The sequence below is a fragment of the Erythrobacter sp. HA7-11 genome (genome assembly GCF_055693605.1).
This window is the reverse complement of record NZ_JBVFUF010000002.1, coordinates 214,733-233,448: the sequence shown is the minus strand read 5'-3', so window position 1 is coordinate 233,448 and position 18,716 is coordinate 214,733. Positions and strand designations below refer to the sequence as shown.

Genomic DNA, 18,716 nt, shown 5'->3' with positions numbered 1-18,716 from the left:
ACTGTTACGCACCCCCATGGTTATCAAACGCCGCCTAGAAACCAGCGAAGCAATGGAACTGCGCAGCAAGCGTCAGGATTTCGCTGCGCCCGGCGGCAGTCATGACAAGCTGGTCAGTTTCCTCGCGCGAGCTTTGCCGATGGGCGTCGGGATTATGGCTGCGTTGATGATCATCACGCCGCTTTCACCACGCGGCGAAATCTCCTTCCTGCTTGATCGCAACAAAGTGGCGATGATCGATGAACGGCTGAGCGTCGACAATGCGCTCTATCGCGGGCGCGATGATCAAGGGCGCCCGTTCACGATCCAGGCAGGTGAAGCCGTTCAGCGGTCGAGCGCCGAAGGCATCGTGCGGATGCAGGATTTGATTGCGCAATTGCTGCTCACCGATGGGCCGGCACGGATTAGTGCAGATGGCGGAAACTATGATCTCAACGTAGAGCAGGTGTCAGTTGACGGCCCCGTCCGCCTGCGCGCCGCCGATGGCTATTCGATGACCGCAAGCGGTGTGACCGTCGATCTCAACACACGCACAATGCGCGGCGATGATGGTGTGCAGGGCGCGGTGCCTGCTGGTACATTCAGCGCCAATTCGATCCGCGCTGATCTGGCTGCGCGCACGATCACGCTTGAAGGCAATGCAAAACTGTCCATGATACCGGGCAAATTGAGGATACCATGACGCAGCATACCATCCTGTCGATCAAGCAAATCGCTGCCCGCTGGGGCCTTGGCGGATTTGTTGCTGCTGCCGCGCTGATGGCAGGCATTCAGGCGGGCGCGCAGGGTATCGCGGCACATAACAGCCGCGCGCCGGTCGATTTCGATGCGGGCCGGATCGAACTTCAGGATCGGGAGAACCGAGTCGCTCTTTCGGGCAGCGTGACCGTACGCCAGGCAGGCCTCACGGTGCGCTCTGACCGGATGCTGGTCAACTACACTGACACCGGATCGCTAGACATTCAGCGTATCACCGCGACCGGCGGCGTGACCGTCTCGCGCGGGAATGAAAGCGCAAGCGGCGATGTCGCGATTTACGATCTCGGGCGGCGGATCATCACCATGTCAGGTAATGTCCGACTGCGGCGCGGCGCGGACCGGCTCAGCGGTGGGCGCCTGGTGATCGACCTGCAAACTGGCCTTTCGAGCGTCGATGGCAGCGTGTCGGGCAGCGCGGCGGAAGGCTCTGGCGACCGCGTGACTGGCAGCTTCACCGTTCCGCAGGACTGATACCCAGCCTAATAAGCGCGGTCATGGCGCAGCACCCGCAAGGTGCGCAGCATAATCGCAATGTCGCGCTGCAAGGTCCAACTTGCGATATATTCCAGGTCTGACTGCAAACGGTCGGTAAGATCTGCCTCATTCTCGGTCGCGCCGCGATGGCCGCGAATTTGCGCGAGGCCAGTGAGGCCCGGCTTTAAGGAATGTCGCCGCCAGTATCTCCCGTCAATTTCCCAGAAGAGCTTCTCATTGGCCTGACTGTCCTTAGCGTGCGGGCGGGGACCGACAATCGACATATCCCCGCGCAGCACGTTCCAGAACTGCGGCAACTCATCCAAGCTGTTGGCGCGGATAAAGCGGCCAATGCGGGTCACACGATCATCATCACGCGCGGTGGAACGCGCACCATCCTTGCCTGCGCCATTCATCCGCATGCTGCGGAATTTGAGCACCTTGAAGAACTCGCTACCGCGCCCAACCCGTTCCTGCACGAACAGCACCGGTCCGCCATCTTCCAGTTTGATCGCCAGCGCTATGAGCAGCAGGACGGGCGACAAGAGAAGCAACGCCAGCCCAGCCACAACCACATCGAAGGCGCGCTTGATCGCGCGAGATCGCAACCTCAGCGGACCGGTTGAAACGATGAGCGTTGTGCGCTCTTGATCTTCATAGCGTTGCACGCCCACCGCGCCGAGATGGTGCGGTACCTCGCTCACAATCTCGCCGAATACACCCGCCGATTTGAGCATCATTGCCCATTGCTCGCGCCGTTCAGCCGGGCAAGAGACCACCACACTATCCTGATTGCGCAAATACTGCCCGATTTGGTCGCGCATATACGGATCGTCGCTGGCCGGATCGAGACCGAGAGCTGATGCGCTGATGCGCTTGGCATTGCCGGCCTCGAATCCCGGACCATCATCGTCGATGATCAGCTGGTTTTGCACGTTTCCGGACCATTTGCGCGCGATGAAACGGACCAGCATTCGGCGCGCGACAACCATCAAAATGAAGCTGATAATAAAGCCAAGCGAGATCGTGACGCGCGAGAATACGGCGTTCGACTTGGTGTAAAACGCGACAAAATTAATGAGCGCGGTACGAGATAACTAAAGCCACGGCCATTTGCCGGACTGCATAAATCCAGTCCGTAAGAGCGCGGGCGCAATAGCTCGCATTGTAAAGCGCAATGGTGAGGAAGATTGGAAGCAATGCTTGAGCGGCGAGCAAAGCACGCGGCTCCCACCACATGCTTTCGTACGCCAGGGCAGCGAGCATGAAACCAGCATGCAACAGCGCAATATCGATGACGATCATCGCGATGTAAGCGCGCAGGCGCCTTCGCTCCAACGAAGGCGACGAGCGATGACGCTGTGGCTTAACGCCATGCGCGACATCCAATTGGTCAAGCGGCTTGTTCATGTCTTCGCGACCCCCATCGCAAGACGGGATGTTTGCTCCATTATGGAGCAAACCTAGAATTAAAACTCGTAAATTTCCCGAAGGAAACCGGCGTTTTGCCCCGAAACTCTACCGCCTTGCGGCAAAACGGGTGATATCAGCCAGGCCTTGCGCGAGCAGCAACTCAGCGGCTTGGCTGTTGGTGAGCAGCGAGCGGTGCATCTCAACCAGACGCGGGACCAACCGATCAAGCTTGCGCGACTGCCAGCGGGAAAGCTGATTGCGGATGTCGCGCTCTTCTTTCCAGAAAATACCGAGCTGCGCTTTCTCACCTTTACCCAGATTGTCGAGCGAACCGCGCGGGCCTAGCTTTGCGGTGATCTGCGCCAGTTGCGCTGCGCGCCGCTCAATCGCCAGCAACAGACCGACCGGATTAAGCCCGAGCTCGCGCATTCGGCGGATTTCCTTGTCGAGCCGCCCGGTCTCTCCGCCCATCACCGCGTTGACCAATGGCTGAAAGCCGTCCTCTTCGGTCGCCGCGCCGATCTCGGCATAATCCTCGACCGAGGCGTTCTTGGGCGATTGCGGATCGGCATCGCAATAGAGCGCCAGCTTAGTCACTTCCGATTGCGCCAGCCGCACATCGAGGCCCGCCGCGCGCGCAATCCGCTCGGCCAGGTCGCCGCCCAACCGCAGCCCAGCTGCATCGCCCATGCTGCGCACCGAGGCTGAGACCGAGGAGAGGTCCGGCGGCCAGAACATTGCCACCATGCCATCCTTGCGCTTTTCGATAAGCTTGGCAGTGCGCGCCTTGTCGGTCGCAGACGTCGCGACAATCAGCACCGGAGCCGCCTCACCCGCGCCCGCTTCGCCGGTTTCGATCAACGCCTTAACCGCATCATGCGCTTCATCGCCATTGGCGCGCACGAGGATATGGCGCTTGTCTCCAAAGAGCGAGCCTGAGCGCGCCTCATCGCCTAGCATGGCCGGATCGCGCTTCAGATCGCCGCCGGCAATCTCGATCCGTTCGCCCGCATCAGGCAGGTTTTCGACGACCTTGGCAGCGGCAGCAGAGGCTCCTGCTTCATCAGGGCCGCAAAGAAAAAGATCGAGCAATTGGCCGCGCCATTGGGCAGTCCGCGGGCGAAATCGCGCTGAGTCGCCTTCATTGGCTCGGCGGTTCCCCGTTTGCGCGCAAGGTCAGCGCGAGCCGCGTAACGATCCGGTCGGCCACTTCCTGCGTGAGGTTTTCAAGCGCGTTTTGTTCAGCAGCGATCGTCGCATATTCGGACGAGACAACGTCAATCCCGGCATCCGAACCATCGGTCGCATCGAGCAGTATTTCCCCGCTCGCAAGGTCGACCAATTGATAGCGCGCGCGCAGGATCCGGCGCTCGCGGCTTATCGTGTCATCGTTGAGCACGCCCAAGGCTTCGAGTGCATCGTCGAGCCGTATGTCGAGCCGATAGCGCGGACTCACATTGCCCGCGACATTGAGCCGGTCTTCGAGCGCGCCGCGCAATAGCCAGCCGCCGCGTCCCGGAATGGTCGGAATTTGCACCGCCGCCAGCTCGTTGCTGACCACGCCATTGGCGCTTTGCGCGGAGTAAAGCGGCTGCAATCCACAGGCTGAGAGCAGCGGCGTTGTCGCAAACAGCGCGATCAAGGCGAGCGCGCGGCGCATCAGGTGACGATATTCACCAGTCTGTCGGGCACCACGATCACCTTGCGTATCTCCGCTCCATCAAGCGAACGCTGGACCTTCTCGCTCGCGAGTGCAAGCGCTTCGAGGTCTTCTTTCGGCGCGCCCTTGGGTGCGGTCAGCGTGTCGCGCAGCTTACCTTTGTGTTGAACCGCAATGGTGACTTCGTCTTCGACCAACATCGCGGGATCGTGGGCGGGCCAATCGGCCTCGGCTATCAATCCGCCCGCACCGATGGTCTCATAGGCCTCCTCGGCGAGGTGCGGCATCATCGGGCTGACCATGTGAAGGATGGCGTTGATGGCGAAATTGCGGGACTCGCTCGCCTCAGCCTTCTCCGCCGCGCCGGTCAGTTCATAGATCCGCGCGACCGCCTTGTTGAAGCTCAAGGCCTCGATGTCTTCAGCGACCGCGACGACGGCCTGATGCGCCTTGCGCAGCAGAGCTTCGTCTTCGCCGCTTGCGCTCGCATCATAGCTGTCGAACAGGCGCCAGAGCCGCTGGACAAAGCGCGCGCAGCCTTCGATCCCGCTCGCCGACCATGGCAGGTCCCGCTCGGGCGGGCTGTCGGACAGCATGAACCAGCGCACTGCGTCCGCGCCGAATTCGTCGATGATATTGTCCGGATCGACGACGTTCTTCTTCGACTTGGACATTTTGACGACGCGGCCAGCGGTTACCGGCTCGCCATTTTCGATCGCGACCCAATCCACGCCGTCCTTGCGGACTTCGTCAGGCGAGAGCCAAGAACCATCGCCAAGGCTGTAAGTCTCATGCGTGACCATGCCTTGCGTAAACAGCGCGGCAAACGGCTCTTTCACGTCGAGCTTGCCGATATGCGCGAGCGCGCGCGTCCAGAACCTCGCATAGAGCAGGTGCAAGATCGCATGCTCAATCCCGCCAATATAGTGCTGCACCGGCATCCATTTGGCGATTTCTTCTGGATCGAACGGCGCATCCGCAGGCTGCGAGGCAAAGCGCAGGAAGTACCAGCTGGAATTGGTGAAAGTGTCGAGCGTGTCGGTCTCACGCCGTGCCGCGCTGCCGCATTTGGGGCAGTCAACCGCCTTCCACGTGGCGTGGCGTTCGAGCGGGTTGCCCGGCGTCTCGAAATCGACATCGTCCGGCAGCGTGACCGGCAGCTGATCCTTTGGCACAGGCACGACGCCGCAGCTATCGCAGTGGATGAAGGGGATCGGCGTACCCCAATAGCGTTGGCGCGAAATGCCCCAGTCGCGCAGCCGCCATACGGTCGTGCCTTCACCCCAGCCGCCGCTTTCCGCACGCTTGATGACTTCGGCCTTGGCATCCTCAACACTCATCCCGTCGAGGAAATCCGAATTCACAATCACGCCGTCACCGGCTTCGGCTTCGTGGCCCATGGGCGCATCGGCCTGAGTCACATCGCTCGCCACGACTCGCGTGATCGGCAGTTTGTATTTGGTCGCGAATTCGAAGTCGCGCTGGTCATGGCCCGGCACGCCCATCACCGCGCCGGTGCCATAATCCATCAGCACAAAATTCGCGATGAAAACCGGCATCGCCTCGCCAGTGAAGGGATGATTGGCAGTGATGCCAGTGCGGAAGCCGAGCTTTTCAGCGGTTTCCAGTTCAGCAGCAGTCGTGCCGCCGCGCTTGCATTCCTCGATGAATTTGACCGCGAGCGGGTCGTCCTCGGCCACGGCCTGAGCGAGCGGATGGTCCGCCGCAATCGCGCAGAAGCTCGCGCCGAAAATCGTGTCAGGCCGGGTGGTATAGACCGGCAGCTTTTCGCCATTCGACAGCTCGAAGCTGAACTCCAGACCGCTCGATTTGCCGATCCAGTTTTCCTGCATCAGCCGCACTTTGTCGGGCCAGTCCTTGAGCTCATCCAGCCCGTCGAGCAGGTCTTCGGCAAAGTCGGTGATCTTCAAGAACCACTGGTCGAGCTTCCGCTTTTCGACCTCTGCGCCCGAGCGCCAGCCTTTGCCATCGATCACCTGCTCATTGGCGAGCACGGTCATATCGACCGGATCCCAGTTCACCTCCGACTGGCGGCGATAGACGAGGCCCGCCTCGTACATGTCGATGAAGAGCGCTTGCTCATGCCCGTAATATTCGGGGTCACAGGTGGCGAATTCGCGCGTCCAGTCGAGCGCAAAGCCGATGCGCTTCAACTGCGCTTTCATCGCCTCGATGTTGGAGCGAGTCCAAGCGCCGGGATGCACCTTCTTTTCCATCGCGGCGTTTTCTGCCGGCATTCCGAAGGCGTCCCAGCCCATCGGGTGCAGCACTTCGCAACCGCGCATTTTCTTGTAGCGCGCGAGCACGTCACCCATCGTGTAATTGCGCACATGGCCCATGTGGATGCGCCCCGATGGATAGGGAAACATCTCAAGGATATAGCTCTTGGGCTTGGGCGATGCGCTATCGGCGGTGAAGGTGCCCGCCTCATCCCACGCACGCTGCCAGCGCCCGTCAGCTGCGGACGGATCGAAACGCGTATCGGTCATGATTTGCCTGTTACGTCATTCATCGCAGATTGGAAGCGTAGGTGTCCGCTGCGCGAAAATTTGCTAGGGATTTCGGCGAAAATTGTGCCGCGAAAGACCCAGCGCGCAGCTACCTTTCAGGGTCGTGAGCACTGCAAGCGCCGCGCGGCGCGATTTGCAGTCCAATACCGGGCGAATTTTTAGGAAGCGACAGCTTTGCGGCGCAGATCCCGGGCTTTCGTCAGGATAATATCTTCCAGCTTTTGCACGGTCGCAGCCTGCACCGGAGCATCTACCCATGTGCCGCCTTGAGCAACCTGCCGGCTCGCTGCGACTCGCAGTGCATCAGCCCGCAAATCCTGATCGAGGATTGTCACCGACACTTTAACGCGCTCACCCGGATTGCTCGGGTTCGCATACCAGTCAGTCACAATCACACCGCCTGCGCTGTCGGCCTGGAGCAGCGGAGCAAAGCTTACAGTCTCGAGAGAGGCTCGCCAAAGATAGGCGTTCACGCCAATTGTCGTGACCTGCGAGGCCGCAAGCTCAGCACGCGGACGATCATTCCCGCCCCCGCAAGCGACCAAGGCCAGGCTCGCAGCGCTTGCGAACAGAATGCGAGCGGAAGTGAAAATTGAAGTTGGGGCGCGGTTCACTGTAGCAATCCTCGTCTGTGTCATTTGTGGTTCTATAGCCGAGTGCATCGGCGCGGCAAGCGCTGTTGCGACGCAATCCGCACCTGCCGATCGTTCATCTAGGCTCAGTAGCAGCCTCAACGCCTTTATAGCTGCTGAATAACCGAACTTGCACGACTCTGATTCGATTACGGTCGCGGAATGAGCGTGCGCAAATGCAACAATTTGTTGCGCGAACTCCAAAAACGCAGCCGAATCCGGCGGTAAGCATTGCCATGCGAGCCTAGCCGATCCTATTCTCATCTTCTTGTTGCAGTTGCAGCGAGTCGTTTGGGGCAAACTCAGCCAATATTAAGGCTCAAAGTGCTCTGATTCGGATAGACATTCGTATTGAGGACGCATCGGCATCATGCCACGTAACGCACATCAGGTTTCAGCGAAGAGCCAGCGCAAGCTGCCGTTCTTGCTCGCTGCTGGTGCGCTCGCGTGCGGCGTTCCTTCGACTGGCCTTGCTGTTGTTAGCCTGACCGATGGCTCTGCATCATTCGACCCCGGGGCTATCGATATTTTCACGCCTGCGACCGTCGATCCCGAACTCGCTGCATTGATTGCTAGTCAGAATGGCGATGAAAGCCTTCGGTTTACGCCTGCAGGCACGCAGCCAGCATCGCGCGACCGCACTGTAACCGTGGCCGTGCGCGTCGATCGCGAAATTGCTGAGGCGATTTCCGTGCGCAAAGCAATTGATGCCAAACCGGGCGCGGGCGATAGCCTTGCGGCCCTTAAGCCTCTTCAGCCGACACGTTACAATCTCGGCACGGCGCGCGGCTATGACAGTTTTGCGCGGCCTGTTAACTTGCCGAAATCGGTCCGCAGCCTGTCTGTACCGGACTTGGCAACCTTCGAACCGGCCAAACCGAGTGCAGTCGACAAGCCCAGCCGTCTCCAACCACGGATTGGACTGGAAGACGAAAAGGTCGCCGGTCGCTCGCCAAACACGCTCGACAATCTGGCTTCGCAGACAGTTGACGTTGGCGGTTCTTACCGCGTGACGGGCAACCTGAATGTGACCGCTGGTGTTCGCCTCTCGCAGGAACGGGATCGGTTGGCTCCGCTTACCAATGCCGAGCAGGACAGTCAGGCCGTCTACGTCGGAACCCAGTTCAAGTTCTAGGTCGCTCTGTTTGAGCGACGAATTCGTATGTAGACCCCGCCGTGAGCGGGGTTTTTCGTTTTCATGACGTTACGGCACAGCTATCTCTGCCATAGGATGAAGAAACGCAATCGGATCTTAAAGGGGTCAGAATGTCATGAGCAAAGTAGCAATCGTAACCGGCGGCACACGCGGCATCGGTGAAGCCATCTGCAAGCGCCTAAAGCGCCAAGGCCACACCGTCATCGCCAATTACGGCGGCAATGATGAAAGCGCGCGCAAGTTTACCGAAGCGACCGGCATCCCCTCGATGAAGTGGGATGTTGGCGATCACGAAGCGTGTCTCGCCGGATGTGCTGAAGTCGCCGAAAAATACGGACCTGTCGATATTGTCGTCAACAATGCCGGGATCACCCGCGACGGTACTTTGCACAAGATGAGCTATGACGATTGGCACGACGTAATGCGCGTGAACCTTGGCGGTTGCTTCAACATGGCCAAGGCGACATTCCCTGGCATGCGTGAGCGCAAATGGGGCCGGATCGTCAATATTGGTTCGATTAATGGACAGGCTGGCCAATACGGCCAGGTCAACTACGCCGCCGCCAAATCAGGTATTCACGGCTTCACCAAAGCATTGGCACAGGAAGGCGCGAAGTTCGGCGTCACCGTCAACGCGATCGCACCCGGCTATATCGACACAGACATGGTCGCAGCGGTCCCTGAGCCGGTTCTCGAAAAGATCGTCGCCAAAATCCCAGTCGGACGTTTGGGGCAGGCCGAAGAAATCGCCCGCGGCGTGACTTTCTTTACCTCAGAGAACGGGGCCTTCACCACGGGCTCGACCATGAGCATCAATGGCGGCCAGCACATGTATTGATTGTCTTTGGAACATGCCCGCTAACCGAGTGTTGAGTGGGCATGTCTTCATCGCGAGAATTGACCCCGTCAGAGATCAGTGCCGTCATCGAAATGGCGCTGTCTGATCATGTCAGCTTTGCCGATATCGAGGCGCAGTTCGGCCTGTCTGATGCTCAGACCAAGGTGCTGATGCGCGAGAACCTGAAGCCGTCCAGCTATCGCACTTGGCGCAAACGTGTGCGCGAGTTTGGCGATCGGCGCGAGCACTACAAATAGAGTTTCGTTCGCAAGTCATGGGCAAGTGCAGGCAGCCGCGCTAGAGCAAGCGCCATGTCACCGCCCTATCACCCTCCGGTCAAACGCTCGGTCCAGATAGCCGGGCACAAGACCTCAATCAGTCTGGAACCGCTCTTTTGGGATAAGCTGCGCGAGGCAGCAGAGAAGGAGGGCGTGCCGATCAACGCTTTGGTCGCTCGGATTGATGAAGAGCGAATCAAGGCCGAGACGCCGCCGGGGCTGGCGAGTGCGATCAGGGTTTGGCTGGTAACGGACCGATAGCGCAATCAGGCTAGTCGCCAACCCGTTCAATATCAGCGCCGACGAGCTGCAGCTTTTCTTCCAGCCGCTCATAGCCGCGATCCAAGTGATAAAGGCGCCGCACCGTCGTCTCGCCCTCGGCAGCCAGCGCTGCGATCACCAGGCTCATCGACGCGCGCAAATCAGTCGCCATCACTTCGGCGCCGGTCAGGTCAGCCGCGCCTTTCACGATGGCGGTGCGTCCCTCAGTCGAGATCTCCGCACCCATGCGGCTCAATTCCGGCACATGCATGAAGCGGTTTTCGAAGATCGTTTCCTTAAGGACGCTGGTGCCTTCGGCCTTGCACAGAAGGCTCATCAACTGCGCCTGCATATCGGTCGCAAGCCCGGGATAGGGTGCGGTTGTCAGGTCGGTGGCTGTAAGCGGACCATCAGCGCGAACCGTGATACCGCGCGCGTCCTCGTCGATCTCCACCCCAATATTGCGCAGCGCATGGATCGTCGCGCCCATCTCCTCGCCCTTGGCTCCTTCGAGCCGCAACTCGCCGCCGGTAATTGCCGCCGCACAGGCATAGGAGCCCGCTTCGATCCGGTCGGCCATTACGCGATATGTTGCGCCGTGCAGGCGCTTGACCCCGTGGATTGTGAGGTCGGAAGTCCCGATCCCTTCGATCTCTGCGCCCATCGCGGTGAGCAAGTTGCAAAGGTCAACGATCTCTGGCTCGCGAGCAGCGTTGAACAGGCGGCTTGTTCCATTGGCCAGCACCGCTGCCATCAGCGCGTTCTCGGTCGCGCCGACTGATACTACCGGAAAGTCAAATTCTCCGCCCGGAAGGCCACCATCAGGTGCAATTGCTTTGACGTAGCCTTGCGCAAGCTCGATCTCGGCCCCGAACGCCTCGAGCGCCTTCAAGTGCAAGTCGATAGGACGGTTTCCGATCGCGCAGCCACCTGGCATCGAAACGGTCGCCTCGCCCGCACGTGCCAGCATCGGGCCGAGCACTAGGATGGAAGCGCGCATCTTGCGCACCAGATCATACGGCGCAACGGTCGAAGTGACGCGCGAGGCTTCGTATGTGACGACCCGGCCAAAGTCCTCTGGCCGGTTGCCTTGAATGCTGACCGAGACCCCGAACTGCCCCATTAGGTGCTGAAATCCGTCAATATCCGCAAGCCGCGGCAGATTGCGCAATGTCATCGGCTCTTCCGTCAGAAGCGCGCATGGAATGAGCGTCAGCGCAGCGTTCTTCGCACCCGAAATTGGCAGGGTTCCTGAAAGGCGATTGCCGCCCCGAATAAGCAATTTGTCCATGCACCAGCCTTTAGCCAAATTGACGAAACGCGCAATTGGCTAGCGCGGCGAAAAGCTTCGCAGTTGACGCAAGGTTCGCGGCTTCCGTATCGCATGACCTATGACCAGTCCCAAACCGATCAAGAAAGCCGTATTTCCCGTCGCCGGGCTCGGCACCCGATTCCTTCCCGCGACCAAGGCCATTCCGAAGGAATTGCTGCCCATCGTAGATCGCCCGTTGATCCAATATGCGGTCGACGAAGCGCGTGAGGCCGGAATCGAGCAGATGATCTTTGTCACGGGGCGGGGCAAAACCGCCATCGTCGAGCATTTCGATGTCGCCTACGAGCTCGAGGATACGATGAGCGAGCGCGGCAAGGATATGAGCGTGCTTGAGCCGACGCGCGCCACGCCCGGCGACATTATCACAGTACGCCAGCAAGTACCGCTGGGCCTTGGTCATGCGATCTGGTGCGCACGGGCGATTGTCGGTGATGAACCCTTCGCGATCTTCCTGCCCGATGAATTGATGATCGGAAAAGCAGGCGGAAGCGGCTGCATGAAGCAGATGGTCGATGCCTATTCGCAAGTTGGCGGCAACCTTATCAGCGTGCTCGAAGTGCCGCATGAAGAGGTCTCGAGCTATGGCGTGATCGACCCCGGCAAAGCGTCAGGCGCGCTCACCGAAGTGCGCGGTTTGGTTGAGAAACCGCCGGTGGATGAAGCGCCCTCGAACAAGATCATCTCCGGACGCTATATCCTTCAGCCCGAGGTGATGCGCACGCTGGAAACACAGGGCAAAGGGGCGGGCGGCGAAATCCAGCTGACCGATGCAATGGCGCGAATGATTGGCAGCCAGCCTTTCCACGCGGTGACCTTTGACGGCAATCGCTATGATTGCGGGAGCAAGCTCGGCTTTGTCGAGGCTACCCTCGCGCTCGCACTGGAGCGCAAGGATATGGGCGAAGACGTTCGCGCAATGGCGCAGCGCCTGCTTGGGTGAAACCCGTCAGTCGCTATCTTCAGCGCGGATTTTCTTCCTCGCCAGTTCGAGCAGCTCGTCATCGAATTCCCAATGCTGAATCATATGCTTCGGGTGCAATACTCCGTTCAAGCAACCCATATGAACCCAGCCACCTTGCCTCATATCGCCAAAGTCGTCAGCCATCAGAGTGATATCAATCTGATGAAATTCGCCATCCCCCATCGGTTTGTCGCAGATCATGCAGGGTGATGGATTGGTGCTAGCCTTTTTCGGCTTCGGCGTTTTTGACTTGCCCGCTTTACCTTGCGGTTTGTTGAGACGGGCAATCAGATCGGTCATTGCCTGATTGAACGCAGCTCGGTCTTCTTTGCCGGCTTCTGCCCACAATTCGAGCAACTCGCTCTCGCACAGAACGGCGGAAACATTGTTGCGCGCTTTGTCAAAGAGTTCGATTGAGGGCTTACCAAAGCCAGCCACCGTGTCGGCCAATTCCTCGGGCATGTCCGGATTGGGGTGGCCGCGCATCGCCGCAACGCATTCTCCTGCTACGATCAATTGGCAGGCGAGATCGGCATCGATCTCATAGACGCCTTCGTCAATGAGGGCGGCCTCAATGTCGGCGACACTCCTTATCTCTCCCGCAAAGTCGAGCGCGGTGTCGTTCTCGAATGATCCTGCTCCCCATGCACCCATAAAATTACCCCCCGGCCAACATAACGCCAATCGGGGGGTAATACCAATCTATGAAGATCGCGCTGCTACTCCGCGGCTTCTCCGGGTGAAGCGTCGTCCTTCGGATCTTCGCCAAAAACATCCAGTCCTTCCGGCTCGATGGCGAGGTCATTGGTCGTCAGTTCGGACAGCTTCTGCGCTGCGTCGGAATTAGGATCCTCTGCTGCCGCCTTAACCAAGGTGCCGAGCGATGACCCGTTCAGGCCAAGCTCCTGCATCAGCCCGTCAAGCACCGGCGCCTGCGCGCGGTAGGCGAGCGCTGCCGACACCGCGTCGGTTGCGAGGTTGCCCGAGCTTCCACCAGCACCTGCCCCACCGCTGGCCCCGCCGCCTGAGCCACCATTGGTGAGCCCGTCGACCTGGACGATCTTGATCGAGTCGATCGCTTCCATCGGCTTCGCGCTCTCGCGGATGACCTCTGGCAGCACCTTGAGCAGCGCCAGCTTTGTCTGCAGGCTGATCTGATCCATCGAGAGGATGTTCGCCGCCTCGTTGATCGCCTGTTGACCTGCTGCTTCGACCTCGAAACGTACGCGGTCGGCTTCCGCACGCAGGATTTCCGCATCGGCATCACCCTTCGCCTCAAGACGAGCAGCCTCAGCGCGGTTGATCGACGCGTCTTTTTCCGCTTCGGCTTCGACCTTGATGCTGATCGCATCGCGTTCGGCGACCTTAGCGGCTTCGATCAGCTCAATCTTCTTCTGACGTTCGGCGATTTCGCTTTCACGCGAGGTGGTCACCTGCTCTTCGGCAGCCACAGCCTTGGCCCGAGCCGCATCAGCCTCAGCCTTGGCCTGGCTTTCCTCGCGTGACTTGTTCTGAACCGCGATCTGCTGTTCTTGACGGGCGATTTCGAGCGCACGCTTCTGATCGATACGGGCCTCCTCAACCAGCCGGTCGGCTTCAATCTGCTGCGCATCGACCTGCTTCTTCGCTTCGATCCGTGCAGCATCGGCCTCGCGCTGCCGCTCCGCCTGCTCGCGGGCGATTTCCGAGGTTTGCGCAGCGCGCCGGACCTCAACTTCGCGCTCCTGCTGGAGGCGCGCATATTCGGTGTCGCGTCCAATTTCGAAGCTGCGCTGATCGGCTTCGAGGTTCTTGGTTTCCATCTGGACCCGCGTGTCCTGCTCGATATCGTTACGCAGTTTCTTGCGCGCTTCGATCTGTTCGGTGAGCTTTGTCAGACCTTCGGCGTCAAACGCGTTGTTGGCGTTGAAGTGTTCGATGCTGGTCTGGTCCAGTCCGGTCAGTGAGACCGATTCAAGCTCCAGACCGTTCATCGCGAGATCGCTAGAAGAAACCTGCTGCACCTTCTGGACGAAGTCGGCGCGCTGTTCGTGCAGCTCATTCATGCTCATGCCCGCTGCGACCGAGCGCAGCGCGTCGACAAATTTGCCTTCGACCAGATCCTTGAGCATTTCCGGCTGCATCGTGCGCTGACCCAGGGTCTGCGCCGCCATTGCAATCGCACTCGCATCGGGGCGCACACGAACATAGAACTCCGCTTTAACGTCGATCCGCAGACGGTCGAGCGTGATCAGCGCTTCGCCGTCGCGACGTACCACCGATAGCACCAGCGTGTTCATGTTGACCGGCATGGTCTCATGGAACACCGGCAGCACCAATGCACCGCCATTCATGATGACCTTTTCACCGCCAACACCGGTCCGCACAAACGCGGTTTCCTTTGACGCGCGGCGATAGAGCGAGGTGATGGTGATCCCGATGACCACAAAAGCGATGACAACAATGCCAATCCAAATTCCGAGTTCTAGCAAGTCCATTTCTTCTCCTTTTTATTATTCTCTTGTCGCGCGTCTGGTGTCGCGCAGATTGTTTTCGTCTTTCTATTCTGGTCCGAGCAGCGGGTTCTCGTAGCGGATAGCGTAGAATGTCTCGCCATCGCGGCGCACGATCAGCACGGTCTCGCCTTCGCTGAATGCCAGATCAGGATCATGCGGCTCCACCATTACGAAGTGCGCTTGGCCAAACTGGTCGGTGACTTTGCCGCGCGCGGGCGATCCGGCGCGGGCAGTGCCTGTCTGGATCACCGCATCGCGACGGATCAGATTGCTGGTATGGATCGCGGAGCTCTCATCTTTGGGAAGGATTGCGCCGAGAGGCCGGACAAGCACTCCGTTGATCGGCAGCGCGGCAATTCCAGCGAGACCGCCCGCAGCTAGTGCGTCGAACGGCGCGCCGAGAAGATTCTGGGCAAGTGCCTGTCCACTCACTCCAATACCGGCGAACACCACCAGCAGCATGGCCAGCCAGATAAGAAACGGAACTTTGCCTAGCCCAATCAGGCTCAGCAATCCGTCCATGAAGCCATTGGCTGAAACGGCATCGGCCGGATCGAGCTCCGCATCAATGTCGAAGCCGCCACCATCAGGCGCAAAGTCCATATCGGCATCGCCAGCTTCGAACAGATCGCCGAGACCTGTAACCTGCATAATTGCGATGAAAACGAGCAGCCCGATTGCCACCGCAAACGGCAGATTGTGTGGTTCAAGCAGGCTCAACGGCTCGCCGCTGCACCAATGGCAACGCCCCTGTTCTTAGTTTTTCCCATGAATGGATGATTAACACAAGTTGCATGCAAATAACAGGAAAATCGTACAAAGTTTCGCAAAAATACTTCAAACATTCGATTGTTGCGCATCGGATCTTGTTTTGTTGCGTTTCGACCCCATATCATAGGATTAGCTGCCGAGGATTTTGAGCGGCAAAGTCTTCAGCCCGCCAACGAATGTGCTGGTCGCGCGCTTTGCTTCTCCCGCCGGTTCCACCCGCTCAATCCGATCGAGCAACGTCTCAAACAGGATGCGCATTTCGAGCCGCGCCAAGTGCAGGCCGAGGCACTGGTGCGCGCCTGCTCCGAACGCCAAATGCCGGTTGGGTGATCGCGCTGCGTCAAAGCGTCGGGGATCGTCGAACTGCGCCGGATCGTGATTGGCAGCGACGTAGTTGATCATCATCCAATCACCCGCCTTGATCTGCTGTCCGCCGATCTCAACATCCTCAGCCGCCGTGCGCATGAAGTGCTGCACGGGTGAGGTCCAGCGGATGGCCTCCTCGACAATGCCGGGAAGCAGGCTGCGATCAGCCTTTACCTGCGCCCATTGCTCAGGATCGTTGGCGAGCGCCATCATCGCGCCGGCGGTCGAGGCGCTGGTCGTGTCGTGTCCCGCAGTTGCGACGATGATGTAATAGCCCGCCATATCGCGGTCGGGTAGCGGCTTGCCGTCCACCATTGCATTGGCGATTACGCTCGCGACATCATCGGTCGGATTGGCGCGGCGCTGTTCGGCCAGCTGCGTAAAATAATCCTCGAAGGTTTTCACCGCACCCGCGACCAGCTGCACCACCTGTTCGGGCGTCATGTTCTCCATGCCCGAGCCGGAAAGGTCGGCATCCTGTCCGCCAAACAGCTGCTGGGTAAGCATCTGCATACGCGGCTCATCTGATTCCGGCACGCCGAGGATCTGCATCACCACATGGAGCGGATAGGGGCCGGAGGCTAATTTGACGAAATCGACCACATTGGCCGGCGCTGCGTCAGCGGCTTCGAGCAGCGCATCGACGGTGCGATCGGCAATCGCGCGGATTTCGCCCTCAATCTTCGCCAGATTGCGCGGCATGAACCATTCCTGGGTCAGCTTGCGATATTTGGGGTGGATCGGCGCGTCGAACACCACGAGCGAATCCACCAGCATGTTAGATCCGGTGGCAGCGCGGCTGAACTCGATCGCTTGCTTGAAGCTGAAAACGACCGTACCGCGGATTGTTGAGAAAAGTGCGGTTATCCTTCGAAATCCGCATCACATCATCGTAGCGCGTGATCAGCCAGAACGGATCGAACAGCGCCTCATCCTCTGGAATAACCTTGGCGACAGGCTGATCAGCGCGGATGCGATCGAACGTGTCGAGCAATCCATCCCACTCCGCATAAGCGTGTGGATCGATGACGGCCTTGGCGTCCTCGGTGGAAAGGACCGCCGGACTAGCCATTATGCGCTCTCCCGCGCTTTCGCTTCGAATTCGTCACGCAGCTCGCGCTTGTAGAGTTTGCCATTGGCCTCGCGCGGCAGGTCGGGACGGAAGTCGAACAGCTTGGGCATTTTGATCTTGGACAGGTTTGGCGCGAGGAATTCGCGCAATTCCGCCTCCAGCGCCTCGCCCGCATCATCCATTGCCATCGGTTGCACGACGGCGATCACTTTCTCGCCCAGGTCAGGACACGGTGCACCGATCACTGCTGCATCCATCACCTTATCGTGGGTCACCAGCAGATTCTCGATCTCTTGCGGGTAGATGTTTACACCGCCCGAAATAATCATGTGGCTCTTGCGGTCAGTAAGGAACAGGAAGCCCTCTTCATCGACATGACCGATATCGCCCAGCGTCATCCAGCCCTTGGGATGCATCGCGTCAGCGGTCTTGTCTGGATCGTTGTGATATGTCGGCAGGGTGTCGTTTCCGAAATAGATAAGACCATCCTCCCCCGCAGGCACATCCTCTCCGTCGGGCCCGCAAATGTGGAGCGTGCCATAGATTGCGCGTCCAACCGTGCCTGGATGGGCCAGCCAGTCTTCGGCCTTGACCAGCGTCATGCCGATGCCTTCGCTCCCTGCATAATACTCGTTCACAATCGGGCCCCACCAATCGATCATTTGCTGCTTGATCGGAACAGGGCATGGCGCCGCCGCGTGCAGCGCGCGCTGGTGGCTCGACAGATCATACTTGTCGCGGATCTCCGGATCGAGCTTGAGGAAGCGCACGAAATGGGTCGGCACCCATTGGCTGTCCGTCACTTTGTAAGTCTCAATCGCCTGAAGCGCGGCCTCGGGCTCGAACTTCTCCATCGCGATGATAGTGCCGCCGAGGCGATGCACCGTAGAGCACCAGCCAATCGGTGCAGCGTGATAGAGCGGAGCGGGCGAGAGATAGACCATCGACCCATCAGCGGGCATTCCTGCGCCCATCATGGCCAGCGCCATCAGCGGGTTGGGCGAAAGCGGATCGGGATTTTCGGGCGGAGCGGGACGGATGCCCTTGGGACGCCCGGTCGTGCCGCTCGAATAGAGCATGACGAGCCCTGCGCTCTGATCAGCGAGCGGCTCACTGCTGTGCGCTTCAAGCGCAGCGGCAAAGTCCTGCGCATCGCCCCTATCCATGACGAGCAGGTCAAGTCCAGGACATTCGCCGCGCACCACATCCAGCACATCGGCAAAGCCGGTGGAGGTGATCAGCAGCTTCGCTTCGCTATCGCGCAGAATGTATGCGATCTCGGGTCCCGTAAGCCGGGTCGAAATCGGGACCAGCAAAGCGCCAGAGCGCTGCGACCCCCATATCAATGTGAAATATTCGATCCGGTTTTCAAGCAGCACCGCAAAGGCATCATGTTCGCCAACTCCGCGTTCGCGCAGCAGGTTGGCAAAGCGGTTCGCCTGCGTATCCATCTCCCCATAGGTGATGGTTCTTCCGCTGCCCGACATGATCACCGCCGGATGATCGGGCTTGTTTTGTGCGTGCACGATTGGATGCAAGCTCATTCATGTCTCTCCCACGTGACCGATTCTGGTCATCGGTTGTGAGACAAAACCTAACCCGCGAATTGCCGCCCGCAAGTCAAATCGGACGAATGTCAAATTCGCTCTGCTCGACTGGCAATACGGACATGAAAAAAGGCGGCGGGAAAACCCGCCGCCCATACTCGGACACCCT

20 protein-coding genes are annotated in these 18,716 nt (G+C 59.4%); 7 read left to right on the top strand and 13 right to left on the bottom strand.

Annotated features, from left to right (window positions below; genetic code table 11):
* Positions 1-16 precede the first annotated feature (16 nt).
* On the top strand, positions 17-682 hold the full coding sequence (lptC, locus tag ACZ1GU_RS01365; protein ID WP_472646349.1) for an LPS export ABC transporter periplasmic protein LptC: 666 nt from the start codon (positions 17-19) through the stop codon (positions 680-682).
* Positions 679-1,230, top strand: coding sequence for an LptA/OstA family protein (locus tag ACZ1GU_RS01360; protein ID WP_472646348.1), 552 nt, complete (start codon positions 679-681; stop codon positions 1,228-1,230). Before lptC ends, ACZ1GU_RS01360 begins: the two co-directional genes overlap by 4 nt.
* Positions 1,231-1,238: 8 nt before the next feature.
* On the opposite strand, the gene ACZ1GU_RS01355 is transcribed toward ACZ1GU_RS01360, so the two are convergent.
* The 6 genes from ACZ1GU_RS01355 to ACZ1GU_RS01330 all read right to left on the bottom strand — a co-directional run bounded on the left by ACZ1GU_RS01355 (position 1,239) and on the right by ACZ1GU_RS01330 (position 7,475).
* Entirely contained in the window at positions 1,239-2,258 is a 1,020-nt protein-coding gene (locus ACZ1GU_RS01355) for a sugar transferase (RefSeq protein ID WP_472648672.1), read from the bottom strand.
* Between the two features lie 49 nt (positions 2,259-2,307).
* Positions 2,308-2,643 (bottom strand): hypothetical protein, encoded by a 336-nt coding sequence (locus ACZ1GU_RS01350; RefSeq protein WP_472646347.1) that lies wholly within the window; start codon positions 2,641-2,643, stop codon positions 2,308-2,310.
* 108 nt (positions 2,644-2,751) lie between these two features.
* On the bottom strand, positions 2,752-3,738 hold the full coding sequence (gene holA, locus ACZ1GU_RS01345; RefSeq protein ID WP_472646346.1) for a DNA polymerase III subunit delta: 987 nt from the start codon (positions 3,736-3,738) through the stop codon (positions 2,752-2,754).
* A gap of 49 nt (positions 3,739-3,787) precedes the next feature.
* The gene (lptE, locus tag ACZ1GU_RS01340; RefSeq protein ID WP_472646345.1) at positions 3,788-4,306 is read right to left on the bottom strand and encodes an LPS assembly lipoprotein LptE; all 519 of its coding nucleotides are present in this window, start codon (positions 4,304-4,306) and stop codon (positions 3,788-3,790) included.
* On the bottom strand, positions 4,306-6,816 hold the full coding sequence (gene leuS / locus ACZ1GU_RS01335) for a leucine--tRNA ligase (RefSeq protein WP_472646344.1): 2,511 nt from the start codon (positions 6,814-6,816) through the stop codon (positions 4,306-4,308). Before leuS ends, lptE begins: the two co-directional genes overlap by 1 nt.
* Before the next feature lie 179 nt (positions 6,817-6,995).
* The gene (locus ACZ1GU_RS01330; RefSeq protein ID WP_472646343.1) at positions 6,996-7,475 is read right to left on the bottom strand and encodes a DUF3576 domain-containing protein; all 480 of its coding nucleotides are present in this window, start codon (positions 7,473-7,475) and stop codon (positions 6,996-6,998) included.
* A gap of 364 nt (positions 7,476-7,839) precedes the next feature.
* On the opposite strand from ACZ1GU_RS01330, the gene ACZ1GU_RS01325 reads away from it, so the two are divergent.
* From ACZ1GU_RS01325 to ACZ1GU_RS01310, 4 genes are all read left to right on the top strand, one after another.
* Positions 7,840-8,604 carry a hypothetical protein gene (locus ACZ1GU_RS01325; RefSeq protein ID WP_472646342.1) on the top strand — a complete coding sequence of 255 codons (765 nt, stop codon included), beginning with the start codon at positions 7,840-7,842 and terminating at the stop codon, positions 8,602-8,604.
* 136 nt (positions 8,605-8,740) lie between these two features.
* Positions 8,741-9,463: an acetoacetyl-CoA reductase gene (gene phbB / locus ACZ1GU_RS01320; protein WP_472646341.1), complete on the top strand. Its 723-nt coding sequence runs from the start codon at positions 8,741-8,743 to the stop codon at positions 9,461-9,463.
* 41 nt (positions 9,464-9,504) lie between these two features.
* Positions 9,505-9,720, top strand: coding sequence for a TIGR03643 family protein (locus ACZ1GU_RS01315; protein ID WP_472646340.1), 216 nt, complete (start codon positions 9,505-9,507; stop codon positions 9,718-9,720).
* A gap of 54 nt (positions 9,721-9,774) precedes the next feature.
* A complete protein-coding gene (locus tag ACZ1GU_RS01310) occupies positions 9,775-10,002 on the top strand; it encodes a ribbon-helix-helix domain-containing protein (protein WP_472646339.1) in 228 nt (75 codons plus the stop codon).
* A gap of 10 nt (positions 10,003-10,012) precedes the next feature.
* On the opposite strand, the gene murA is transcribed toward ACZ1GU_RS01310, so the two are convergent.
* A complete protein-coding gene (gene murA / locus ACZ1GU_RS01305) occupies positions 10,013-11,293 on the bottom strand; it encodes a UDP-N-acetylglucosamine 1-carboxyvinyltransferase (protein ID WP_472646338.1) in 1,281 nt (426 codons plus the stop codon).
* Between the two features lie 100 nt (positions 11,294-11,393).
* Here murA and galU point away from each other — a divergent pair, with 100 nt between their 5' ends.
* Complete coding sequence (galU, locus tag ACZ1GU_RS01300) at positions 11,394-12,275, top strand: UTP--glucose-1-phosphate uridylyltransferase GalU (protein WP_472646337.1); 882 nt, start codon at positions 11,394-11,396, stop codon at positions 12,273-12,275.
* Positions 12,276-12,281: 6 nt separating this feature from the next.
* On the opposite strand, the gene ACZ1GU_RS01295 is transcribed toward galU, so the two are convergent.
* The 6 genes from ACZ1GU_RS01295 to ACZ1GU_RS01270 all read right to left on the bottom strand — a co-directional run bounded on the left by ACZ1GU_RS01295 (position 12,282) and on the right by ACZ1GU_RS01270 (position 18,544).
* Positions 12,282-12,950, bottom strand: a complete 669-nt coding sequence (locus tag ACZ1GU_RS01295; RefSeq protein WP_472646336.1) for a DUF4259 domain-containing protein — start codon at positions 12,948-12,950, stop codon at positions 12,282-12,284.
* 65 nt (positions 12,951-13,015) lie between these two features.
* On the bottom strand, positions 13,016-14,773 hold the full coding sequence (locus ACZ1GU_RS01290; RefSeq protein WP_472646335.1) for a flotillin family protein: 1,758 nt from the start codon (positions 14,771-14,773) through the stop codon (positions 13,016-13,018).
* A gap of 63 nt (positions 14,774-14,836) precedes the next feature.
* Positions 14,837-15,511: an OB-fold-containig protein gene (locus tag ACZ1GU_RS01285; RefSeq protein WP_472646334.1), complete on the bottom strand. Its 675-nt coding sequence runs from the start codon at positions 15,509-15,511 to the stop codon at positions 14,837-14,839.
* Between the two features lie 180 nt (positions 15,512-15,691).
* Positions 15,692-16,705 carry a cytochrome P450 gene (locus ACZ1GU_RS01280; protein ID WP_472646333.1) on the bottom strand — a complete coding sequence of 338 codons (1,014 nt, stop codon included), beginning with the start codon at positions 16,703-16,705 and terminating at the stop codon, positions 15,692-15,694.
* Position 16,706: 1 nt separating this feature from the next.
* Positions 16,707-17,000, bottom strand: coding sequence for a hypothetical protein (locus ACZ1GU_RS01275; RefSeq protein WP_472646332.1), 294 nt, complete (start codon positions 16,998-17,000; stop codon positions 16,707-16,709).
* Positions 17,000-18,544, bottom strand: coding sequence for an acyl-CoA synthetase (locus ACZ1GU_RS01270; protein WP_472646331.1), 1,545 nt, complete (start codon positions 18,542-18,544; stop codon positions 17,000-17,002). The genes ACZ1GU_RS01275 and ACZ1GU_RS01270 overlap by 1 nt, the downstream gene beginning before the upstream one ends.
* Positions 18,545-18,716 lie beyond the last annotated feature (172 nt).

Excerpts from the sequence above, each read along its gene's own strand:
- phbB (WP_472646341.1), top strand. The coding sequence starts at position 8,741 with ATGAGCAAAGTAGCAATCGTAACCGGCGGCACACGCGGCATCGGTGAA.
- ACZ1GU_RS01325 (WP_472646342.1), top strand. The coding sequence starts at position 7,840 with ATGCCACGTAACGCACATCAGGTTTCAGCGAAGAGCCAGCGCAAGCTG.
- ACZ1GU_RS01295 (WP_472646336.1), bottom strand. The coding sequence starts at position 12,950 with ATGGGTGCATGGGGAGCAGGATCATTCGAGAACGACACCGCGCTCGAC.
- lptC (WP_472646349.1), top strand. The coding sequence starts at position 17 with ATGGTTATCAAACGCCGCCTAGAAACCAGCGAAGCAATGGAACTGCGC.
- ACZ1GU_RS01350 (WP_472646347.1), bottom strand. The coding sequence starts at position 2,643 with ATGAACAAGCCGCTTGACCAATTGGATGTCGCGCATGGCGTTAAGCCA.
- lptE (WP_472646345.1), bottom strand. The coding sequence starts at position 4,306 with ATGCGCCGCGCGCTCGCCTTGATCGCGCTGTTTGCGACAACGCCGCTG.
- ACZ1GU_RS01330 (WP_472646343.1), bottom strand. The coding sequence starts at position 7,475 with ATGACACAGACGAGGATTGCTACAGTGAACCGCGCCCCAACTTCAATT.
- leuS (WP_472646344.1), bottom strand. The coding sequence starts at position 6,816 with ATGACCGATACGCGTTTCGATCCGTCCGCAGCTGACGGGCGCTGGCAG.
- ACZ1GU_RS01270 (WP_472646331.1), bottom strand. The coding sequence starts at position 18,544 with ATGAGCTTGCATCCAATCGTGCACGCACAAAACAAGCCCGATCATCCG.
- ACZ1GU_RS01310 (WP_472646339.1), top strand. The coding sequence starts at position 9,775 with ATGTCACCGCCCTATCACCCTCCGGTCAAACGCTCGGTCCAGATAGCC.
- galU (WP_472646337.1), top strand. The coding sequence starts at position 11,394 with ATGACCAGTCCCAAACCGATCAAGAAAGCCGTATTTCCCGTCGCCGGG.
- ACZ1GU_RS01280 (WP_472646333.1), bottom strand. The coding sequence starts at position 16,705 with ATGCTGGTGGATTCGCTCGTGGTGTTCGACGCGCCGATCCACCCCAAA.
- ACZ1GU_RS01290 (WP_472646335.1), bottom strand. The coding sequence starts at position 14,773 with ATGGACTTGCTAGAACTCGGAATTTGGATTGGCATTGTTGTCATCGCT.
- murA (WP_472646338.1), bottom strand. The coding sequence starts at position 11,293 with ATGGACAAATTGCTTATTCGGGGCGGCAATCGCCTTTCAGGAACCCTG.
- ACZ1GU_RS01315 (WP_472646340.1), top strand. The coding sequence starts at position 9,505 with ATGTCTTCATCGCGAGAATTGACCCCGTCAGAGATCAGTGCCGTCATC.
- ACZ1GU_RS01360 (WP_472646348.1), top strand. The coding sequence starts at position 679 with ATGACGCAGCATACCATCCTGTCGATCAAGCAAATCGCTGCCCGCTGG.
- ACZ1GU_RS01275 (WP_472646332.1), bottom strand. The coding sequence starts at position 17,000 with ATGGCTAGTCCGGCGGTCCTTTCCACCGAGGACGCCAAGGCCGTCATC.